This window comes from Streptomyces sp. PsTaAH-124 (genome assembly GCF_000373685.1).
GTDB classification, from domain to species: Bacteria; Actinomycetota; Actinomycetes; order Streptomycetales; family Streptomycetaceae; genus Streptomyces; species Streptomyces andamanensis.
In genome coordinates, this window is the sequence record NZ_KB892185.1 from 35,834 (window position 1) to 54,211 (window position 18,378).

Annotated in this window: 13 protein-coding genes and 1 pseudogene; 8 read left to right on the top strand and 6 right to left on the bottom strand. The window is 69.2% G+C overall.

What is annotated here, in order from left to right:
- Nucleotides 1–221 precede the first annotated feature (221 nt).
- Entirely contained in the window at nt 222–875 is a 654-nt protein-coding gene (locus tag B086_RS0126555; protein ID WP_018569472.1) for a TetR/AcrR family transcriptional regulator, read from the top strand.
- A gap of 245 nt (nt 876–1,120) precedes the next feature.
- Here the strand turns inward: B086_RS0126555 and B086_RS0126565 are convergent, their stop codons facing one another.
- A complete protein-coding gene (locus B086_RS0126565) occupies nt 1,121–1,894 on the bottom strand; it encodes a GNAT family N-acetyltransferase (RefSeq protein WP_234029374.1) in 774 nt (257 codons plus the stop codon).
- Nucleotides 1,895–2,248: 354 nt separating this feature from the next.
- Between B086_RS0126565 and B086_RS0126570 the strand changes: the two genes are divergently transcribed.
- Nucleotides 2,249–3,172, top strand: coding sequence for a DMT family transporter (locus tag B086_RS0126570; protein ID WP_234029375.1), 924 nt, complete (start codon nt 2,249–2,251; stop codon nt 3,170–3,172).
- Between the two features lie 200 nt (nt 3,173–3,372).
- Here the strand turns inward: B086_RS0126570 and B086_RS0126575 are convergent, their stop codons facing one another.
- Nucleotides 3,373–4,755, bottom strand: coding sequence for an STM4012 family radical SAM protein (locus tag B086_RS0126575; protein WP_018569476.1), 1,383 nt, complete (start codon nt 4,753–4,755; stop codon nt 3,373–3,375).
- Between the two features lie 269 nt (nt 4,756–5,024).
- Here B086_RS0126575 and B086_RS0126580 point away from each other — a divergent pair, with 269 nt between their 5' ends.
- Both B086_RS0126580 and B086_RS44720 read left to right on the top strand, forming a co-directional pair.
- Nucleotides 5,025–6,131: a DUF1152 domain-containing protein gene (locus B086_RS0126580; RefSeq protein WP_026252793.1), complete on the top strand. Its 1,107-nt coding sequence runs from the start codon at nt 5,025–5,027 to the stop codon at nt 6,129–6,131.
- A 160-nt stretch (nt 6,132–6,291) separates the two neighbouring features.
- Nucleotides 6,292–6,456: pseudogene (locus B086_RS44720) on the top strand (restriction endonuclease); the annotation flags it as partial.
- Between the two features lie 499 nt (nt 6,457–6,955).
- Here B086_RS44720 and B086_RS44725 read toward each other — a convergent pair.
- Both B086_RS44725 and B086_RS42085 read right to left on the bottom strand, forming a co-directional pair.
- Nucleotides 6,956–7,234: a hypothetical protein gene (locus B086_RS44725; RefSeq protein WP_037891824.1), complete on the bottom strand. Its 279-nt coding sequence runs from the start codon at nt 7,232–7,234 to the stop codon at nt 6,956–6,958.
- A 40-nt stretch (nt 7,235–7,274) separates the two neighbouring features.
- Complete coding sequence (locus B086_RS42085; RefSeq protein WP_018569480.1) at nt 7,275–8,639, bottom strand: VanZ family protein; 1,365 nt, start codon at nt 8,637–8,639, stop codon at nt 7,275–7,277.
- A 930-nt stretch (nt 8,640–9,569) separates the two neighbouring features.
- Between B086_RS42085 and B086_RS43240 the strand changes: the two genes are divergently transcribed.
- The 3 genes from B086_RS43240 (at nt 9,570) to B086_RS0126610 (ending at nt 13,220) form a co-directional block, all read left to right on the top strand.
- Nucleotides 9,570–10,142, top strand: a complete 573-nt coding sequence (locus tag B086_RS43240) for a DUF4232 domain-containing protein (RefSeq protein WP_234029378.1) — start codon at nt 9,570–9,572, stop codon at nt 10,140–10,142.
- 475 nt (nt 10,143–10,617) lie between these two features.
- Nucleotides 10,618–12,513, top strand: coding sequence for a trypsin-like serine peptidase (locus tag B086_RS0126605; protein ID WP_234029376.1), 1,896 nt, complete (start codon nt 10,618–10,620; stop codon nt 12,511–12,513).
- A gap of 329 nt (nt 12,514–12,842) precedes the next feature.
- Nucleotides 12,843–13,220 (top strand): hypothetical protein, encoded by a 378-nt coding sequence (locus tag B086_RS0126610; RefSeq protein ID WP_158690422.1) that lies wholly within the window; start codon nt 12,843–12,845, stop codon nt 13,218–13,220.
- An 86-nt stretch (nt 13,221–13,306) separates the two neighbouring features.
- Here B086_RS0126610 and B086_RS0126615 read toward each other — a convergent pair whose 3' ends face one another.
- The gene (locus B086_RS0126615; protein ID WP_018569484.1) at nt 13,307–14,146 is read right to left on the bottom strand and encodes a LysR family transcriptional regulator; all 840 of its coding nucleotides are present in this window, start codon (nt 14,144–14,146) and stop codon (nt 13,307–13,309) included.
- Between the two features lie 92 nt (nt 14,147–14,238).
- Here B086_RS0126615 and B086_RS0126620 point away from each other — a divergent pair, with 92 nt between their 5' ends.
- Nucleotides 14,239–14,976 carry an SDR family NAD(P)-dependent oxidoreductase gene (locus B086_RS0126620; protein ID WP_018569485.1) on the top strand — a complete coding sequence of 246 codons (738 nt, stop codon included), beginning with the start codon at nt 14,239–14,241 and terminating at the stop codon, nt 14,974–14,976.
- Between the two features lie 1,124 nt (nt 14,977–16,100).
- Here the strand turns inward: B086_RS0126620 and B086_RS0126625 are convergent.
- Nucleotides 16,101–17,444: an LGFP repeat-containing protein gene (locus B086_RS0126625; protein ID WP_037873965.1), complete on the bottom strand. Its 1,344-nt coding sequence runs from the start codon at nt 17,442–17,444 to the stop codon at nt 16,101–16,103.
- Nucleotides 17,445–18,378 lie beyond the last annotated feature (934 nt).

Here is an 18,378-nt window from a genome sequence, read left to right on the forward strand (position 1 = left end):
GCACCGGGAAGGTGGCCGGGGCGGGTGCCGCTTGTCGCTCCTTCGAGGGGCGGATCGCCTCACCTAATAAAACACCGTTGCGCTAATAAGTCAACGCCGGTTCGTTAACGTCGCTCGTGCGGCACGGGAAGGGAGCCTCGCCCTCTCGCGGTGCCGCCGGGGCGGGCGGCCGGCCGCTCGTAAGGCAACACCGTCTCGCTAAGTCGGCTAGACTGGCCGTCATGAGTGAGGTCTTCCAGCGCGCGCGCAGCGCCGAAGCCAAGCAGGCGCGCGAGCTGACGATCCTGAGCGCGGCCCGCGCCCTTGCCGCGGAGCGGGGCGTACGGGACATCACCCTCACCGACATCGCCACGGCCATCGGCATGCACAAGTCCGCCCTGCTGCGCTACTTCGAGACCCGAGAGCAGATCTTCCTCAGTCTTTCGGCCACCGAGTGGCGGATGTGGACCGCGGAGGTGTGCCGCACGCTGGGAAGCGCCGGACGCAGCACACCCCCCGATGTGGCCCGGGTGCTGGCGGCAACCCTGGTGGCGCGTCCGTTGTTCTGCGACCTGCTCGCGCACACCCCTCTCAACCTCGAACGCAACGTCTCGGTCGATGCGGTGAGGTCGTTCAAGACGTCGACACTGCACCAGGTCGACCTGATCAGTACCGAGCTGCGCCGCCTCCTCGGCCTCTCCCGGCAGCAGGCGGTCGACACCGTCGCCACCGCGACCGGCATGGCAGGCGCGCTGTGGCACATGTCCACCCCCGGCGAGCAGGTGCGCGAACTCTACGAGTGCGAACTGAAGGACGCCGTCGTCGACCTGGAACCCCAGCTCCGCCGCATCCTCAGCGCCCTGTTGTCCGGAGCGTGCGGGCAGGTGGCTGCCTGACGTCGGCGGGCGGAACGGAGTGCAGCTTCGAGGTCGCCCGTCGCTGCTGGAGCGTGAGGTCCGCGCCGACCGCGAGACCCTCACCCGCGGCTACGCGGACACCTGCCCCATCTTCTTGCGCCGGGACCCAGCCGCGACCGGACACGAAGACCGGTGACCGGTGACCGGTACGGGTGACGGCCTCGCCCCGAATGCGCGGTCATGACGGCACAGGCCACCAACCGCAGTTGAGGGACAGCACTCGGCTAAGGCACTACGACGGTCAGCGATGTGCCGGTCAGCTGGAACCCGAGCTTCTCGTAGACACGGCGGGCGGGATTCGCATCGCTCACGACGAGCGAGATGTCGGTCAGTCCGTCGGCCGCGGCGGCGCCGAGCACACGGCGCAGCAGGCTGGCGCCGAGGCCCGCGTAGCGTGCTCCGGGCTGGCGGAACACGTCCGCGACCCACGGCAGTCCGTCACGGTCGGTGACAATCGCTCCGGCCACCACGCGGTCCGTCTCGTCCACCACCAAGGCGCTGCACGCAAGGACCGGCCCGAGAACGGAGCCCGCCAGCATGGGTGTCAGGAGCTCGTCGAGCGCTTCCTCGTCGCTGCCGCGATGGTGGTCGGGATGGTCGGCGGGAAAGGCGGCTCGCCATGCCGGAAACACCGCGGCGGCATCGCGGTCGCAGGGGACGGCCCGAAGTCCGTCTCCAAGGGCGTGGGAGGACCAGCCGACCGGGGGCGGACACGCGACCAGGTCTCTCCGCATTTCATGGGCGTGCCGCATCACCCGTGCGCCACGGCGCAGCAGTTGCTCACCCAGCTCCACGGATCCCGACACCGCCCATCCGGACATGCGGGAGACGATGGTTCCGACAGGATCGGGGCCGACCACCTCGGCCAGGTCCGCCCACGGGTGCCCCTCCCGTACACCTTGCAGGTAGGTCAGAACCGGCACACCCTGCCCGTTGGTCAGGGTGTGGCGCTGCTCGTCGTTCTCAGTCACTCTTCGTCCTTGCATGATCATGTCCATCTTGGCGCGGGCATCCTATGGTTCCGTACCTGGTGTCACAACGGAATTTCCGCACTGTGCGGAGCGAACAATTCACCGATGCCCATGAGGTCGAGTGGGCCGTTCCGCATTCACGCTTGGATTTCCCTTCCTGAATTACTGTAGGTGGAGTTTTCTCTGCTTCCGCACCGCTGCTCGATCCGTCGGCCAGGGCAGGAGTGGATAACTCCAAGCGGCGGCCGCAGAGTTGGTGGCTTCCCCCAATGGGGGCGGCCGCCGGACGCTGACTAGCGTCGGAGCCAGGAATCGCCGGGTGTGCCACCGAGGTGTGCTGTGCCACGGGCTCCTGCCCGGCTCTGCGGAATGAGAGTGAGTGTGACGAGCACAGCGGGCACGACGGACCGATTCGTGCGCGGCGGCGGAGTGGCGCCGGTGCTGACCGCCGCCTTCCTGTGGGGCACGGTCGGACCCGCGCAGATCCTGGCCGCGAGCAGCGCGTCTCCGGTGTCGATCGGCGGGTTCCGGATGCTTGTCGGCGGTCTCGTCCTGGGGCTGTTCACCGCACGACGGGCCGGGATGCGTACCTTGGTGCGGCGGCGGACGCGCGGCTGGACGGCGGTGAGCATCCTGGTCACCGCGGCCTTCCAGGTGTGCTTCCTGGAGGCGGTGGCGCGCTGCGGCGCCGCCCTGGCGACCGCCGTCGCCTTCGGCACCGTACCGGTGGTGTCGGGGGTGTGCGGGCGCGTCCTGGCAGGTGAGCGGCTGAGCCGCGTGTGGGCGTGCGGGACCGCGTGCGCCGTCGGCGGCATCGCCCTGCTCCTCGTTCCGGCCCACGGACGGCCGACCGACAGCGCGGGCGTGCTCCTCGCCATGGTGGCCGGGGCCAGTTTCGGGGTGTACATCGCGGCGACCAAGCAGTTGGGGGAACGCGGCGGGGACACCACTGCCGCCGCCCCGACAAGTGTGTTCGTGGCCGGTCTGCTGGTACTGCCGTGGGCCCTGGCCCACTCGGACGGGCTCGGCGAACCGCGGGCGCTGGTCCTGATCGGCTGGCTGGCCCTGGCCACGACCGCCCTGGGCTATCTCCTGTTCACCTGGGGGGTGACGCGGATCAGCGGGGCGACCGTCGGCACCCTCAGCCTGGCGGAGCCGCTGGTCGCCACCCTGCTCGGGGTGCTCCTGCTCGGGGAACGACTCGGTGCACCGGCGATCGTCGGCGCGGTGCTTCTGCTCGGCGGGCTCGTCCTGGTCTCCGTACCGGCCCGGTGGGGCCGTGCGGGTGAGGCGTCCCGGGAGTGACCGCGCCGGCCTTCACCCGGCGACGGAAGGACGCTTCCCGCGCCGCCCGGAGGGGGGCGGCGCGGAATGCGTCAGGAGGGGGCGGACGCGGAAGGCCGTCCAGCGGCTCCCCGGCAGCCGTTCAGCGACGCGCGACACGTGCCTCACGGGTGGCGGGGTCAGCATGTCCCGGCGTCCGGTCAGCGATTCCTGGTATCCGGTCAGCGGTCCCGATAGGACGACATGGCCTCGTTCACCCGGTGCGAGAAGAACAGCGGGCCGATGGCGTCCGCCCACGCCATGCCCTCCAGGGTCAACCGCAGTCGCCCGCCGTCCTCCCGCACCCAGTCGCGCCCGGTGACGAGAGCGAACTGAGCGGGGAAGTCGTCCTGCGGGAGGCTGCCGAACAGGTCCGCGTAGCGGTCCACGCGAAGGCCGTCCGCCTCCAGCAGCATGCTCAGGACGTACATGCGGCGCCGCTCGTCGTCGTCCATGCGGAACGACCACTGGGCGCGCCGGAAGTCGTCGGTCGGCGTGGCGATGTAGTCGTCGATGATGCGCCGGACCTCCGGCACGGCGACGGCGTAGTCGGTCGTGTAATGCAGGTCCGTCGTGAACGACCGTGCTCCGACGCCCAGTCCGACCATCCCGGCCTGCTGGTTGTACTCGCTGATGTTGCTGTCGTCCGCCCCGTCGACCGCCGCGGTGCCGATCCGGCTGAACACCCGCATGGACGTCTGCCGGTAGCCGGCGGCGAGCAGGTGGTCACGTCCGAAGCGGTACAGGCGCAACCGCTGCTCGTCCCAACTCTCCCCGCTCTTGTCGTGCTTGGCCATGAGGCCGGTCAACGGCCGCACGTACAGGGGGTAGAGGTAGATCTCCTCCGGTTCCCAGCTCAGCGCCGCGTCCAGGGACACCTGGAAGGACTGCTCCGTCTGGCCGTCGATGCCGTAGATGAGGTCGATGTTGAGGATGGGGAAGGCGGCCTCCTTCAGCCGGGAGAGCGCGGCGTCCACCTCCGCACGCTTCTGCGGCCGTATCGCGGCTCGTGCCTCCTCCTCCACGAAACTCTGCACACCGATGCTGAGCCGGGTCGCGCCGCGCCGCGCGAGAAGCGCGATGCGGTCCGCGGTCGCGGTGGCGGGAGAGGTCTCGACCGACCACGGCACCGCCGCCAGATCCGCACCCATCACGTTCTCGCAGATGTCGCACAGCCGGCGCAGCTCGTCGGCGGTGAGATACGTCGGAGTGCCGCCGCCGAACGCGGCGAGGGTGAAGCGCGGTGAGCCGTTGGCGTCCAGCGCCTCCCGGGTCGCGGCCGCCTGCCGCTCCAGCGTGTCCAGGAAGCCGCGGGTCACGTCCTCGGGCGCCCCGGTACGGGTGAAGAGGTTGCAGAAACCGCAACGCATCTCACAGAAAGGGATGTGGACGTAGAGGGAGAGCGCGTCCAGCCGCTCACCGGCCCACACGTCGGTGAGGAGCGGCCGTTCCTCACCCAGCCGGTACGCCTTCTGGTGCGGGTAGGCGTACACGTACTGCTTGTACGGGGTCGTCGGCTCGTCGGGGGCGGAGCGGGAGATCCGGAGCGGTAACGAGGTTGCCACTTGAGCGATGCTTCCTTCCGGGGTCGAGATCGGGACCGGGATCGGGAGGCGATCCCGTCCGATGGTCGCGCCAAGTGACAGCATGCTCGACACAGGGTGACGGAATACATGAGGTGATCCACCGAAGTAATTGGCTTTTCCTTTACCGAAGTTGGCACCTTCAGCGCCTTGCCCGGAAACATCTGGCATGACATGGCGGGGCCCCGTACGGACGGCAGGAACCGGGAATCCCTGGAATCCGCACGGCTGTTGAGATACGTATGTCGTCCATGAAGCGACTTCTGCTGGCCGCTGGCGGGGGCGGGGACGCCATCACGACAGCGATGGTGCACGCCGCCCTCCACGGCCCCGACGAACCCGCGCTGATCCTCACCTACGCCTGGGAGCGGCTGGTGGTCGATCCGGTTCCGGGCCCACGCCGACCGTCCGACTTCACCGGCACCGTCCCCGCAGGCCCTACGCTGCGCCTGGTCACCCCGGACTCCGCGCCCCGGCCACCGGCCGGCTCGCTGCTGCCCCGGCTCGCCGCGGATCTGCGTACGGAACTGGGGCTGCTCGACCCGTACGGCGGGGCGGTGGGGCTCGCCCGGCAGATCACGGAGGCCGCCGCGTACTGCGGAGCGGACCACGTCGACGTCGTGGACGTCGGGGGAGACGTCCTGGCCGACGGCACCGAGCCCACCCTGCGCAGCCCGCTCGGCGACGCGCTCGCCCTCGCCGCCTGCGCGCACGCCTCGCTCTCCACCTCGGTGCACATCGCCGGGCCGGGGCTCGACTCGGAGGTCCCCGAAGCGACCCTGCTGCCCACGCTCGGAGCACCGCTGCGCACCCTGACCGCCGCCGACACCCAGGTCGTGGAGCGCGTCTTCGACTGGCACCCGTCGGAGGCGAGCGCCCTGCTGGTCGCCGCGGCACGGGGCATCCGCGGGATCTGCGGAACACGCGACGCCCCCGAACCCGTCACCCTCACCGACGCCAGCCCCGGCATCTACCGGCTCACCCTGACACGCGCCCTGCAACTCAACCCGCTGGCAAGGGCGTTGGCAGACACCACGGACCTCGACGCGGCAGAACGGGCCAGCCTCCAGGTGTGCGGCTTCTCCGAGATCGCCCGGGAACGCGCACGGGCGGCCGCCCCACACCAGGACACCCCCTCCCCCCGTCCCTCCGACGGCAACATCCCCCTCCCCGAGCGCTTCGCACACTGGGAGCAGTCGACCGCCCGCCGCGGAATCACCTACGTCACGACCCGCCGCATCACCGAGGAACTGGCGCTGCTCCCACCCCAGTCGGCAGAACTACGCGCCCACCTCCTCGCGACCTCCCCGCCCCGCCAGGCACCGCCGCTGTGGCGGCTCTACCCGACAGAGCGGTGAGACGACCAGCGGCTCCGGAAGCGGCGACGGTCCCTGTCGTTGTCGGTGCGGGCCGTCACCGAGTGCGTGCCCGCCCCGCGGGAAGCCGCCGAGGAACCGGCGGCGGTCGGCCGATCCCCCCTCGCGCGCACGGGATGGCTTGCTCACCTGACATCGCCACAACCTGGGCGCGGACGTCGTCGGCTACCTGGCCGACGGCCGCAAGCTGGTGATCCAGTGCAAGAAACACGCGCCGTGTCGGAGCGTGGGCTCGCAGGACATGCAGAAGTTGGTCGGCACCGCCCGCCTCGAACACGGCGCCGATGTGGCGTACGTGCCTGTCACCGGCGTGGCCTACTCCTACGTAAAGCCTGACCAAGTGAGTCACACCCTGCGAACCGCCCTCGGTGACCGGGAGGTGATCGACAAGGCGACGGGCAACCCAAGCAAGATCGCCAAGAGGTAGCTCCTCTCATCCTGGGTCGCGCCCCGGGTCGCATCGCTCCTCACCGGCGCGGGCCTTGAGTATCGCCGTGCAGCAAGTTCGGCGCGTCTACCTCCGACAGCGGCCGCCGAGGACGTTCTCGACGCGATCGACACCCTCGCCGGGGCCCTGGGCAGTGTTGGGGCGGAACTGGCGCAGGCCCTCACCGCCGTGGCAGCCGCGACCGACGGCGCCCGTCGGGTCCTGGGCATCGGCACCGACTGTCAGGCCCCGGAGTCGGCCGCCGCCGCGGCGACGGTGTCCCCGGCCCGTAGATCGCCGAAGCGGCGTGGCCTCGGGCCGGGCTTCCAGGACATTCGTACGGGCTCCTGAGCGCCAGTCTCTCCAGAGGGCTTGTGGTTCAGGCAGCGGCGGGGGTGAGGAGGTCGGCGGCAACCAGTCCGGCCTCCATGCGGCGTGTGGCGGCCGCGCACAGGGCCTCGGGCATGGTGAGCAGGTGTCCGGCTGTGTCGGCGGTGCGGATCAACTCCAGCCGGTCGTCTTCGAAAAGGACCCGGGCACCTCCAGCCGCCTCCACCCGCCCCAGCGCCCGAAGTTCCGCGAGCTGCTGACCTACGCGCGGCCGGGCGACACCGTGCACATTTCCGAGATGTTCCGCCTCGTGCGCGGCAACCAGCACATCCTCGGCGTGCTCGACCTGCGCCTGACCAGTGTGCTGCTCATGTCCGGGGGGCTACGTGGGCGGCGTGGTCGCCCTCAGCAGTTCGGGAGAGACGGTGCGGCTGTCCGCGCTGCGGTTTCTGGCCAGGGTAAGGGCAGGGCTCAAGAGCCTGCTGGGCATGCACGTACTCGTCGTCGGGAGCGACCTGGGAACCGAGGTGGGGACCGGTCGCGGCGCGGGTGCGCGTGAGGGCCACGGTGCGCAGCCCGGACGCCCGCTCGTGGGCCCAGAGGTTCGCCTCCCGCCGCCGGGTCATCACTACGTGTCCGCCGAGCAGGACCGCGACGAAGACGATCAGCAGCACTTGCGGGAAGCGGTCGATCATCTGCCACTGGATCATGCGTTGGTCCGCCGCCGTTGCGTCCCGGACCCGCCGCACCACCCATGAGGGCCCGTTCAGCAGAATCACCGACGCGGTGACGAGGGTTGCCATCAGCGGGAGGGTCACCACACCGAGCAGCACCGCGCGGACTGCGAGCCGCCACAGCGCGGGCCGCCCGTCGCCCTCGACAGGCGCCAGCTTCAGCAGGAGGAGCCGCTTGCCCGGGGTCGTCCTGGTCAGCCAGGGCAGTGCGACGAACCACACGGCGAAGACCGCGACCATCACCCGGGGTACGGAACGGAATGCGCTGTACACGTCGTCTGCCGTGGCCAGAGCCCCGAGGACGGCGACGGCCGAGACCCCGATCAGGTCGACCAGCAGCGCCGCCAAGCGCCGTCCGGGCGTGATGGGCCGACGGGCCAGCGTCGCGTCGTCCGGTGTCTCCCCCGTCGGCAGCAGCCGGGCCAGCGGTCCGGCCATGTACCAGCCCAGGAGCGCTCCCCCGGTGTTGAGCAGCAGGTCGTCGACATCGAACAGCCGGTACGGGCACGGGTAGGTGCCCCATAGCGCGGTGCCCTGCGTGACCTCGAAGAACAGGGAGGCGCCGAAGCCGGCGACGATCGCGGCGGTGACGCCGCGCCGCAGGTGGTAGCGGACGAAGACGCCCAGGGGGAGCAGCAGGGCCAGATTCAGGACCGCGCCGCTGACCGCGGGGTTGTGGAGCACCAGCGCGTTCAGCGTGACCTTGTGGTGCGCCTCCTTCCAGATGTCGCTGAAGGTGTTTCCCGGGGCCCACTGCGGGTGGGCGACCGCCGCGAACCTCTTGCACATGTCCGCCGTACGCGTCGGCAGCGGTACGAGCGTCATGCACAGGGCCGTGATCGCGTAGTAGAGGAAGCCGAGGAGCGACAGGACGCGCCATTGCGGCATGGTGCCGTGGCGGCGGTACAGAACGACCGCTGTCGGGAGGAACAGCATCAGCGCGAGGAGCGGGAAGAGCGCTGCCGCTGTCTTCATCGGCAACAGGTAGGCGGAAGTCATACTCGGAACTATACACACCACGTATACATGCAGTGTATAGCTGCTTGGGCTACTGATTCGCCTGAAATATGGGTGATTGGATGCCTGCGGTTGTCGGGGGTGGCGGTGACGGGCGGGGGACGCATCGGCACGCGTGCCGACGCCGATGCCCGCGTCGAGGGCCGTCGGGACTGCCGGGCGCAGGAGGCACCGGCCCCAACGCCCGGGTGGCTGCGGCCGCAGCCGGCTGTCTCCACCGGGCCCAAGTAATTCCGTGCCATCGCGACCCGGGCCGGAGTGCTTGGCCGCGACCGGAACGCATCCGGGGCCGGTGCGCACTCTGGTGCGCACCCGGATCGATCGTGCGCACCGGGGGACATGGACGGACGGCGTCGCCGGCATGGGGGTGCGGACGGCGGCCGGGACAGGTGTCCCGGCCGCTGGTGCGCCTTTCAGGCTGGAGTTACTGCCCCTCAATTCGTGATGTCGTCATGGCGGGGCGGGCACGAGTCCGGTGCCTGCGAGGCAGCCTTCGAGGACGTCGTGGCGGTACTGGAGCCGGCCCGGCCGCAGCCACGACAACACCGCCGCCCGTCACGACCACATCCTGGCCCACCTGCGCGCCGCCGACCTCGGCTTCCGTGGCCTAGACAACGACGTACGCGTCCCCGTGATCGTCACCGGCTGCGCAGCAGGCCGCCCCTACAAGCTCACCCCAGGCCAGAGGCCGGCGACGAGGTGGCCGAGCGGACCTGTGCCATGGTCGACGACGAGCTGAAAGCCGGCATCTCCTTGATGAACGCCCTTCAAAGGAACCCTCGCGGAGGCAGATGCATCTCTTTGTCCAGGCAGCAGGAGCGGTGGCACCGTGCCTCCGTAACGGACGCTTTCCTAGGGGGAGTCCTCGTGACATGGCGGACAGCGGCAGTCTCGGCTATCAGCCTGACGGTGATGGTAGCTGCGGTAGCGTGCGGTCCGGCGCATCAAGACGGCGGAAAACCGGGCACCGGGCCGTCGTCGCCGGCGGTGGTGCCAACGCCCGTTCCGGCGCGGACGAGTACGCCCTCCCGGGCGTCAGCGGGTACCGCGTGCGGCACTGAACATCTGCGATGGAAGCTGACACGTCTCGCCGCCCCCTCGGCCAAGGAGCCGACGGCCCTGCTCAGCGCGACCAACACCGGCGCCACGGCCTGCGCCTTCGACGGTTACCCGTATGTGGAGGTGACTCTGGGCAAGGGTCCGGCGGCGGAGGCGAAGCCGAAGACAACAACGCCGGTCCGCCTGCGGGTGAATCGCGGCCGCACGGTCGAGGTCCCGCTCTTCTACCCCGCTCAGCCCCTGCGCGACGGATACTGCGCCATACCGGTTGATGAGGACCCGAGGATCACGGTGCAGCCGCCGCACCCGGCGCGCAGCGACTACGGCACCTTGGTGCACATGTCCGATACACACGGCCGGCGGGTACGTGCGACGGTGTGCGACACCATCCACATGGGCTCGCCCCGGCTGCGCCCGACTGGGTGAGCCGATCGCCGCGATAGTGGCGTGCGCGTGGCGATCGTGTGTGCGATGCTGAGCGCCGCGACGCTGACCACTGTCGCTGGGATCCGCCTCATGGCGGCACGGGGAACGCATCGGGGGGTGCGCGGTGATTTTGACCGGACAAGAAAGCGATACGCCCGCGGTCGGCGCAGAGGCAGACCGCAGCGCTCGCCGCTGCGTGCGCGGTAGCGCTGTTCGGAGTGATGCCCGGGTCGAGACCGGCGTTCCTGTTCCGACAGGCGGCTTCCTGCTGTTGCTCTCATAGCGGCGGATCCGTCTCCGTAGGCTCGGAGGACTCCGGTACGCGTGATTCCCCCGTAGGCCAGGCGAGCTTTCGCGGGTCGCGGTAACTCGCGTGACTGCAGGGGTGACTTTCCTGGGCGCGGAGACCCGGCCCCGCCTTCGGCGGCGGCCGCCACCCTCACGCATGTCGCGGGCCCCTGGCCCGCCCTCAGGCATGCTCACTCTGGAGTACATCTACTTGTATACCCGACGAATACGTTACGGGGCTGTTGTCGCACTGGCCGCCGCCCTGCTGCTGGGCAACGCTGCGGCGGCCCAAGCCGGTCCGACGCCAACGCCCTTGCGTCCGGCGACCACCAAGCAGGCGCCCAGTGGCAAAACCACTCCCACGCCGGCACGGGCCATGCCCGCCGCCGGTGATGGCGAAGACGGCAGTTGGACGGTGCAGGACGCCATTCGGTTCTGGACGCCCGAGCGCATCGCCTCAGCCACCGATCCCTCGGGTCGCGACGCGCAGCCTCAGGGCTGGACAGCGCCACACACGAAGCAGTCCCTGACCGCGACCGACGGTGAGCACTTCGACGGCATCAAGTCCGTGGGCACGCTCTTCAGCCAGAGCAAGGACATGAAGGCCCACTACTGCAGCGCGAGTGTGGTCAACAGTGGAGGGCACAACCTCATCCTCACCGCCGGTCACTGCCTCGGCGATAAAGCCGCGTTCGTACCCAAGTACGATGACACGAAGTCAGCGGGCGACCAGCCGTACGGCATCTGGCCGGTCAAGGAGTGGTTCCGCGATTCGCAGTACGCCTCAGACCGCAGCGCCAAATCCGACCTGGACTTCTCCTTCGCAAGCCTGAAGGAGGACGGTGGACGCCAGGTCCAGGACGTTGTGGGTGCCAACAAGCTGGCCCGAACCCCGGGGTTCGTCAACCAGGTGACTGTCATCGGCTATCCGAGCGTCGCACACAACACTCAGGACCGCGCGTTCCGCTGCCGCGACATCTGGACGACCCCCCTGCCCGCCTACAACCAGATGCAGATCGACTGCGGCGGCATGTGGGGAGGAGTCTCCGGCGGACCGTGGTTCTCCAAGTTCGACTCCTCGGGTGAAACCGGCGAGATCATCGGCAATGTCGGCGGCTTCATGGGGGGCGGCCCCGATGTGCCCTCCAGCAGCCCGCTGTACAACAGGATCACCTACAGCCCTCTGCACGGCGACCGATTCTTCCAGCTCTACGACGACGCCCAGCAGGGCCTGCACACCGACCACGGCCCCTACCACCAGCCGGCCCTCCCCTATTCCATGGGTGACGGCAACACCTGGAAACACGCCCAGCAGATGGCCGCCGGCGATTTCAACGGAGCCGGCCACAGCGACCTGCTCGTGGTGTGGACCGACGGCGAGGCGACCCTCTACACCAACGACGGCCAAGGCCACTTCATCACCGAACGCCAGTTGCTGGCCCCGAACTCGACCTGGTCACACGCGCAGACCATCACCGCGGGTGACTTCACCGGATCGAACCAGTTCGACCTCATGGTTCGCTGGTCTGACGGCGAGGTCACCCTCTACGGGGACATCGGCACCAACGGCCTCAACGTGCCCGGCACCCAGTTGGCCGCACCCCACACCATCTGGGAGCACGCCACCCAGATCGCCGCAGGCCGCTTCATCGCCTCGACCTACGTCACGGACCTGATGGTGCGCTGGTCCGACGGCGAACTCACCCTCTACACCAACGTGGGCGCCGGAGGCTTCGGACAGGAACACAAACTCCAGGACCCCAACTCGATCTGGACCCAAGCCACCCTGCTGACCGCCGGCGAGTACTCCGGCAACCAGAAATGGGACCTGATGGTGCAGTGGTCGGACGGCGAAATCGACAACTACGTCGGTACCACCACCTCCGCCCTCGGCACCGAAGCGCGCATCCAGAATCCCAACGACCTGTGGACCCACAACGCAGTCATGACGACCGGATCCTTCACCACTAACCACCGCACCGACGATCTCATCATCCGCTGGTCCGACGGCGAGACCACGATGTACGCCGACACCGGCAGCAAGACCCTCGGTACCGAGCACAACCTGGTGCCTCACGCCTGAGGTAACCGACCCCGACACCACGGACACGGAATGGCCAGGCAACCCGCCTGGCCGTTCCTGCACGACGCCACCAGCCACACCCGGCGCCGGCCGCATGTGCCGGCCAGGTGGGCCGCTCCGTCCCGCTGCCCCCGTCGCACCGCGGCGCTCCAGCGCACGCGTATCACCGCACGCCCCAACGCATCCGGCCCCGCTGATCGGCGAACATTCGATGACGCTCGAGCGCGGCACCGCCCGACTCTTCACATTTACTTGACGACCACTCAAGCGGCTCATGATTGTCGTGCTCATGTTGCTCCCAGTGGGCAGCGCAGGGGAGGGAAAAATTGATGAATGCCACGCTGGCGCGCACCTGCACAGCCGCCGCGCTGACCACGCTTCTCGTCGTCGGAGCTGGGGGAGTGGGAACTGCTTTCGCAGCGGACGCCCCGTCGGTGTCGGACACCTCATCGGAGGTCAATGCCCACCTGGACGGCAACCCGATTCCTCAGACGCCGGACGACATCGACGCGGTGGACCCCGGAGCGGACTCGGACAACGCCAACCACCCGGTGAATCCGGACGGCTGCACGCCCGACCCGGGCGTCTCCTTCTCCAGCGTCAAGAGCACGTTTGTCGGTGACAAGAGCAAGACCGTCTACGGACAGTCCGGCGTCACGCTCTCGGTGGCCAAGGGGCACATTTGGACCGGCACGCCGGCACGGTGACAGCCGCGGTCAAACTGAAGGAGACCATCCTCGCTGCCTCTGCCGAGGAGTCCATCAGCGGCTCGATCTCCTAATGAGATGGCCTCCTAGAACGAGGTGGCCACGCGCACGAGATCGGCCACCGGCCGTGACCGGCTCTCCGGCAGCCAGGCGAGCACCGTCGTCACGGGCGGCGCGTCCGTCACCGGCACGGCGACCAGGTCCCGCCGCAGGTCGACGGCGGCCGAGGTGGGCAGGACCACGGTGGCCCGGCCGAGCGCGATCAGCTGGAAGAGCTGGGTCAGGTTCCGCACTGCGACCCCGGGGCCCTCGGGGCAGCTGCCGTCGGGGGCGGGCCAGCGCGCCGGGGGAGGTCCGGGCGCGGCCGTCACCTCGGCCTGCCGTACCGCCGTCCGGCCGGCCAGCATGTGGTCGCCGGGCAGGACCGCCACCTGCCCCTCGGTCAGCAACGCCTCCGTGTCGAGTCCGGTGACGGCGTCGAACGGCAGATGCAGCAGCGCCACGTCCGCCCGCCCCGCGCACAGCAGCTCCCGCTGTTCGTGCGCCTCGCACAGCAGCAGGTCGACCGGGCACGCGCCGGGATCCGCACCGTACGCGTCGAGCACCTTGGCCAGCAGCTCACCCGCCGTACCGGCCTTGACCGCCAGGGCGATACGCGGTCGTCGCTCGGCCGCTTCCCGGGTACGGCGCTCGGCGGCCTCCGCCGCCGCGAGGATCGCCCGCGCCTCCGTCAGCAGTACCGCTCCCGCATCGGTCAGTCCGACCCGGCGGCTGGACCGCTCCAGCAGCAGCACGCCGAGTCGTCCCTCCAGGCCGGCGAGCGCACGCGACAGCGCTGGCTGGGCGATCCCCAGCCGCTCAGCCGCTCTGCCGAAGTGCAGTTCCTCCGCGACCGCGACGAAGTACCGCAGCTCACGCATCTCCATGTCGGCACCGTAACCCGCCCGGACCGCGACCGATGCCGCGAAGGCATCGTTGCCAGACCCGTACGGTGTTGGTCCCCGGCCCCCGGCCGCCGATGCTGGCGGACATGAGCGAACAGACGATCGCGCTGGTCACCGGCGCGAACAAGGGAATCGGGTACGAGATCGCAGCGGGCCTCGGCGCGCTCGGCTGGAGCGTAGGTATCGGCGCCAGGGACCCGGAGCGCGGTGCGCGGGCCGCCGCGGCGCTGTGCGCGAAGGGGATCGACGCCTTCGCCGTCCCGCTCGACGTCACCGACGACGCCGACGTGAGCGCCGCCGCCCGGCTCGTGGAGGAGCGCGCAGGCCGGCTCGACGTACTCGTCAACAATGCCGGTGCGGCGGGCGGTTGGCCCGACGAGCCGACGTCGCTCGATCCCGCCGCCCTCCTGCGGCTGGTCGACACCAATGTGGTCGGGGTCATCCGGGTCACCAACGCGATGCTGCCCCTGCTGCGCCGCTCCGCGCATCCGCGGATCGTCAACCAGTCCAGCCACGTCGGCTCCCTGACCTTGCAGACCGATCCCGGCACCGACCTCGGGGGCATCAGCGGGGGCTACGCGCCGACGAAGACCTTCCTCAACGCGGTCACCGTCCAGTACGCCGCCGAACTGCGCGGCACCCCGGTCCTCGTCAACAACGCCTGCCCCGGCTATGTGGCCACCGACCTGAACGGCTTCAGCGGCACCCGTACCCCCGAGGAGGGCGCTCGGGTCGCGATCAGGCTGGCGACCCTCCCCGATGACGGGCCGACCGGGGGCCTTTTCGACGACGAGGGCCCCGTGCCATGGTGAACCGGCGCACGGGCCGCCGCACAGGAAGCCGATCGTGCTCAAGACGGGGTGCCGTCACAGCGGCGGGCCGTGCCGTTGCCGCGGGGAGCGGGACGTCGCCGGGTGATGCGGCCGGACCGTCCCGCACGCCCGGGGACGGTGCCCGGACCCGACCTACGGGTCCGTGCGCACGGATGCGAGGTTCGGGTGAGCGGCCGGTGACGCCTCTCCTTCACACGGGCCGCCCTGGACCCCGACCGCAGTACCGCTGGAGCGGCAGGAACGCGATCACCAGCGGCAGCAGGAAGCTGTTCCAGATCGCCGCGGAACAGGAAGGTCGTCACATACCCGGAGGCGATCATCCTGGGCCCGGACCGAGAGGAAGCTCCGCAGCCCGTTCGGTCGACTCGGTCCACGAGCGTCACGTGCGATTCGTGCATGAGCGCACTGGTGACGGAGCCGCCCCGTGAGGTGAGGCGGTGGAAGGATGTGGCCACGTTCTTCGCGGGATTCTGGTGGACGGCCAGGTCTCCGAGGATCTCTCGGTCGTTGAAGTCCTGACCGCTTGGAGTGGTGCTGTAGTCGCGTTCGATCCGCGGGTGCAGGGCGTCGGTGATGAAGTCCAGGAACATGTCGGCGCGGCTGTCGCCCAGTTCGGCGCCACGCCCGGTGCCCTAGTGGGCGACCAGCTCGGCCCGGCGTTCCGCGTCATTGTCCCCGCCGGAATCCGGGACCACCGCGGCAGCCGCTTGAGGGGCGGTACCTTCGAGGGCAGCCCGTACCGGGCCAGCCCTGTCATCCGCGCGGCCGGGACGCGTCCGACGGGGACCGCGCCGGCACCCAGCCTTCGCGCACGCAGTCCAAGGCGAGTTCCACAGCCTTGCCGGACACGTCCACTGGGTGGGCGTCGATGGTGCGTCAGGCGATGACAGTGCGGTAGTCGCGGTCCTTCGGCTGCGGGGCGATCAACGGCCTTGGTGTCCTTGCCGGATGTCCATGCTCGACCGGGCCCGCGGCGCGGGCGCGTTGCGTCCCCGCGCCGCGAGCCAGATACGTGTCGAAGGAGCGCTCAGTGGATCTTGATGACGAAAGTCCCTCGCCCGGCCCCGGAGGTTGACGAGGGGCTTCGGCGTGCCGCTACAGGCTCAGCCGGTGCACGCCATGGTGGCGTCCTGGGAATCCGGGGTGTTCCGGGTACAGGTGTGCTGAGGGGATTGCAGGTCCCTGACATGGGTCTGCCAGACGGCGCCCTGCCATTTGGCCTGCGGGGCGTCGGCGTTGTCGAGGAGCCGGGGGTAGCGCAACACTTCCCACGACGGGAACTTGTCCTTCGTCGTCGTGATGTCGAAGCCGGTGAAGGACTTGTTCTTGTCGTCGTACCCGTGCGGAGTCAGGTACCACGTCGCGTTGATCCGGCCGAGGTCTCCGAACTGGTAGCCCGTGACGCCGACGAAGGAGTTGACCGCCGAGATCGATACCTTGATGCCCCCGCCGCCGGTGGGCTCGACCCAGTATTCATTCTGGGGGATGGGGTCATCCTGGACGACTTCGGCGTGTGCGGTGCGGACGAGGGGCTTGGCGTCGCGGCATCCGTTCAGCGTGGAGCTGGGGTCATGGACGCAGGAGTGTTCGACGTAGACGCCGACGCGGCCCGTTTCGGTGTCCCACGCGACGGTCACCTTGGATTCGGCGGCCGGGTCGGTGCTCCACTGGCGGTGGTTGCCGATGATGTCGTTCACCGGATTGTTGTCGGTGGCGATGTAGCCGCGTACGACGACGATCCCCCGGTCTCCTCCCAGGGGCAGCAGGTTCGCGGCCTCCTGCAGACCCCCCTCACGTGTGCTGCTGTTGGGGGTGAGGTACAGGTCGCGTGCCTGCACGTACTGCGGGTTGGGAGTCTCCTCGGGAGACCACGCGATGGGGCCGTGCTTGAACATCTGGCTGACGCCCTTGACGCCCGGAACCTGGACTTCGTCGCTGATGGGGTAGCCGTAGCGGCCGGTCTCCCACTGGGCCTGTCCCCAGCGTTCGCCGATGCGACCCCAGACAGGGTGCGCGCCGGTGTCGGGGGACCAGTAGACCGAGCCGCCCTGGAAGACCTGGCGTACGCCCTTGCCGTCGGGAAGCCGGACTTCGTCGCTGGTGGGATAGCCGAGACTGCCGCCTTCCCAGCCGAGCTGCCCCCACTTGTCGCCGATGAGGCCCCAGATCGCGTGGGCCCCGCTGTTGGGGCTCCAGTAGATCGAGCCATGCTCGAAGACCTGGCGGGCGCCCCCGCCCTTGGAGACCGGGATCTCGTCGGACTTCGGACAGCCCAGGGAGGCCTGCACGCCCGGCGTCTGCGTGTATTCGGTCCAGATGGCCCCGTCGACCGAGTGGCCCTCGTTACAGAAGACCTGAGCCGATGCAGGAGCGGCCTGAACGCCCAGCAGAAGCAGGGCACTTGAGGCTGTGAGGGCGAGAAGCTGGGATGCTCTTGCTCTGATCATGCCGAACAGTCTCCACGCCTTTAGGCGGTCCGGACAATGAGACAAAGTGTCCGAACGGGTGACGGGCCGGGTACGAGCGCACGCTGCGTGGCCGCGTCGTCGCCGTTGATCTGAAGGCGGAAAACACCGGGCAGGAACCTGCGGCCTGTCACGACAGCGTCCCGCGGACCGCAGCCAGGCCGCCCAGCACGTGGGCGGCCTCGGCTCGGACCACCGCCGCCATCGCGGCGGTACAGGCCTGGGAGAGGGCGGCGCGTACCCATGGCCATGAGCGCGGCGCTGGCGGGGAGTTGTTGCTCGGCCCGGTACTCTGCGGCCGTCGTGCCTTGGGCGCGCGCGGCGTGCAGGGGTCCTTCGAGGCGCGCTGATACGGATGGTGTAGTTCTTCCCGAGGAAGCTGACCGAGTGCACCTCTTCGATGTGGTGTCGGCGATGAAGGTATTTCCGCGCTCCGTAGTCACACATGGCATGTCGGTATACGACTGTCGGGCCATGAAAGAACGGAGCGTGCGAACGGCATCAAAGGAGTTCGGTATCAACGGAGTTGATACCGAACAGCTCGTCCTGGTTGCTCGGTACTGAAGGTCTGTCGGACTCCGATGCAGAGCCGGTCGGCACCGGAGCGACATAAGGTCTCAGGAAAGCGACCAGGGACTCTTCTCGCACAAGTACGGAGCGATTCTCCCCGAGCAGTTCGCCCAACCTTGGTAGGGCCGCGCTACGGTGCTCTTCTTATTACAAGAGCTGGCACGGCTGCGAGTCCGATATGCCAGGCCGGACAGTACCACTAAGTTTGCTAAGAATTGACAGAGCATCAGGGCTACGGGAACTCGAAGGTGGGGGCCTTCCACCAGCTAGCCACAGGAATTCGCGGAGCGAATTTCTGCAGCCCGGATTGCGGAGCAATCCGGGCTTGGGCCAACGGAGTTGGCCC

Coding starts and splice junctions, on each gene's coding strand:
- B086_RS0126625 (WP_037873965.1), bottom strand. CDS start 17,444: ATGATCAGAGCAAGAGCATCCCAGCTTCTCGCCCTCACAGCCTCAAGT.
- B086_RS0126580 (WP_026252793.1), top strand. CDS start 5,025: ATGAAGCGACTTCTGCTGGCCGCTGGCGGGGGCGGGGACGCCATCACG.
- B086_RS0126610 (WP_158690422.1), top strand. CDS start 12,843: ATGAATGCCACGCTGGCGCGCACCTGCACAGCCGCCGCGCTGACCACG.
- B086_RS0126615 (WP_018569484.1), bottom strand. CDS start 14,146: ATGGAGATGCGTGAGCTGCGGTACTTCGTCGCGGTCGCGGAGGAACTG.
- B086_RS43240 (WP_234029378.1), top strand. CDS start 9,570: ATGGTAGCTGCGGTAGCGTGCGGTCCGGCGCATCAAGACGGCGGAAAA.
- B086_RS0126555 (WP_018569472.1), top strand. CDS start 222: ATGAGTGAGGTCTTCCAGCGCGCGCGCAGCGCCGAAGCCAAGCAGGCG.
- B086_RS0126565 (WP_234029374.1), bottom strand. CDS start 1,894: ATGGACATGATCATGCAAGGACGAAGAGTGACTGAGAACGACGAGCAG.
- B086_RS0126605 (WP_234029376.1), top strand. CDS start 10,618: ATGCTCACTCTGGAGTACATCTACTTGTATACCCGACGAATACGTTAC.
- B086_RS0126620 (WP_018569485.1), top strand. CDS start 14,239: ATGCTGGCGGACATGAGCGAACAGACGATCGCGCTGGTCACCGGCGCG.
- B086_RS42085 (WP_018569480.1), bottom strand. CDS start 8,639: ATGACTTCCGCCTACCTGTTGCCGATGAAGACAGCGGCAGCGCTCTTC.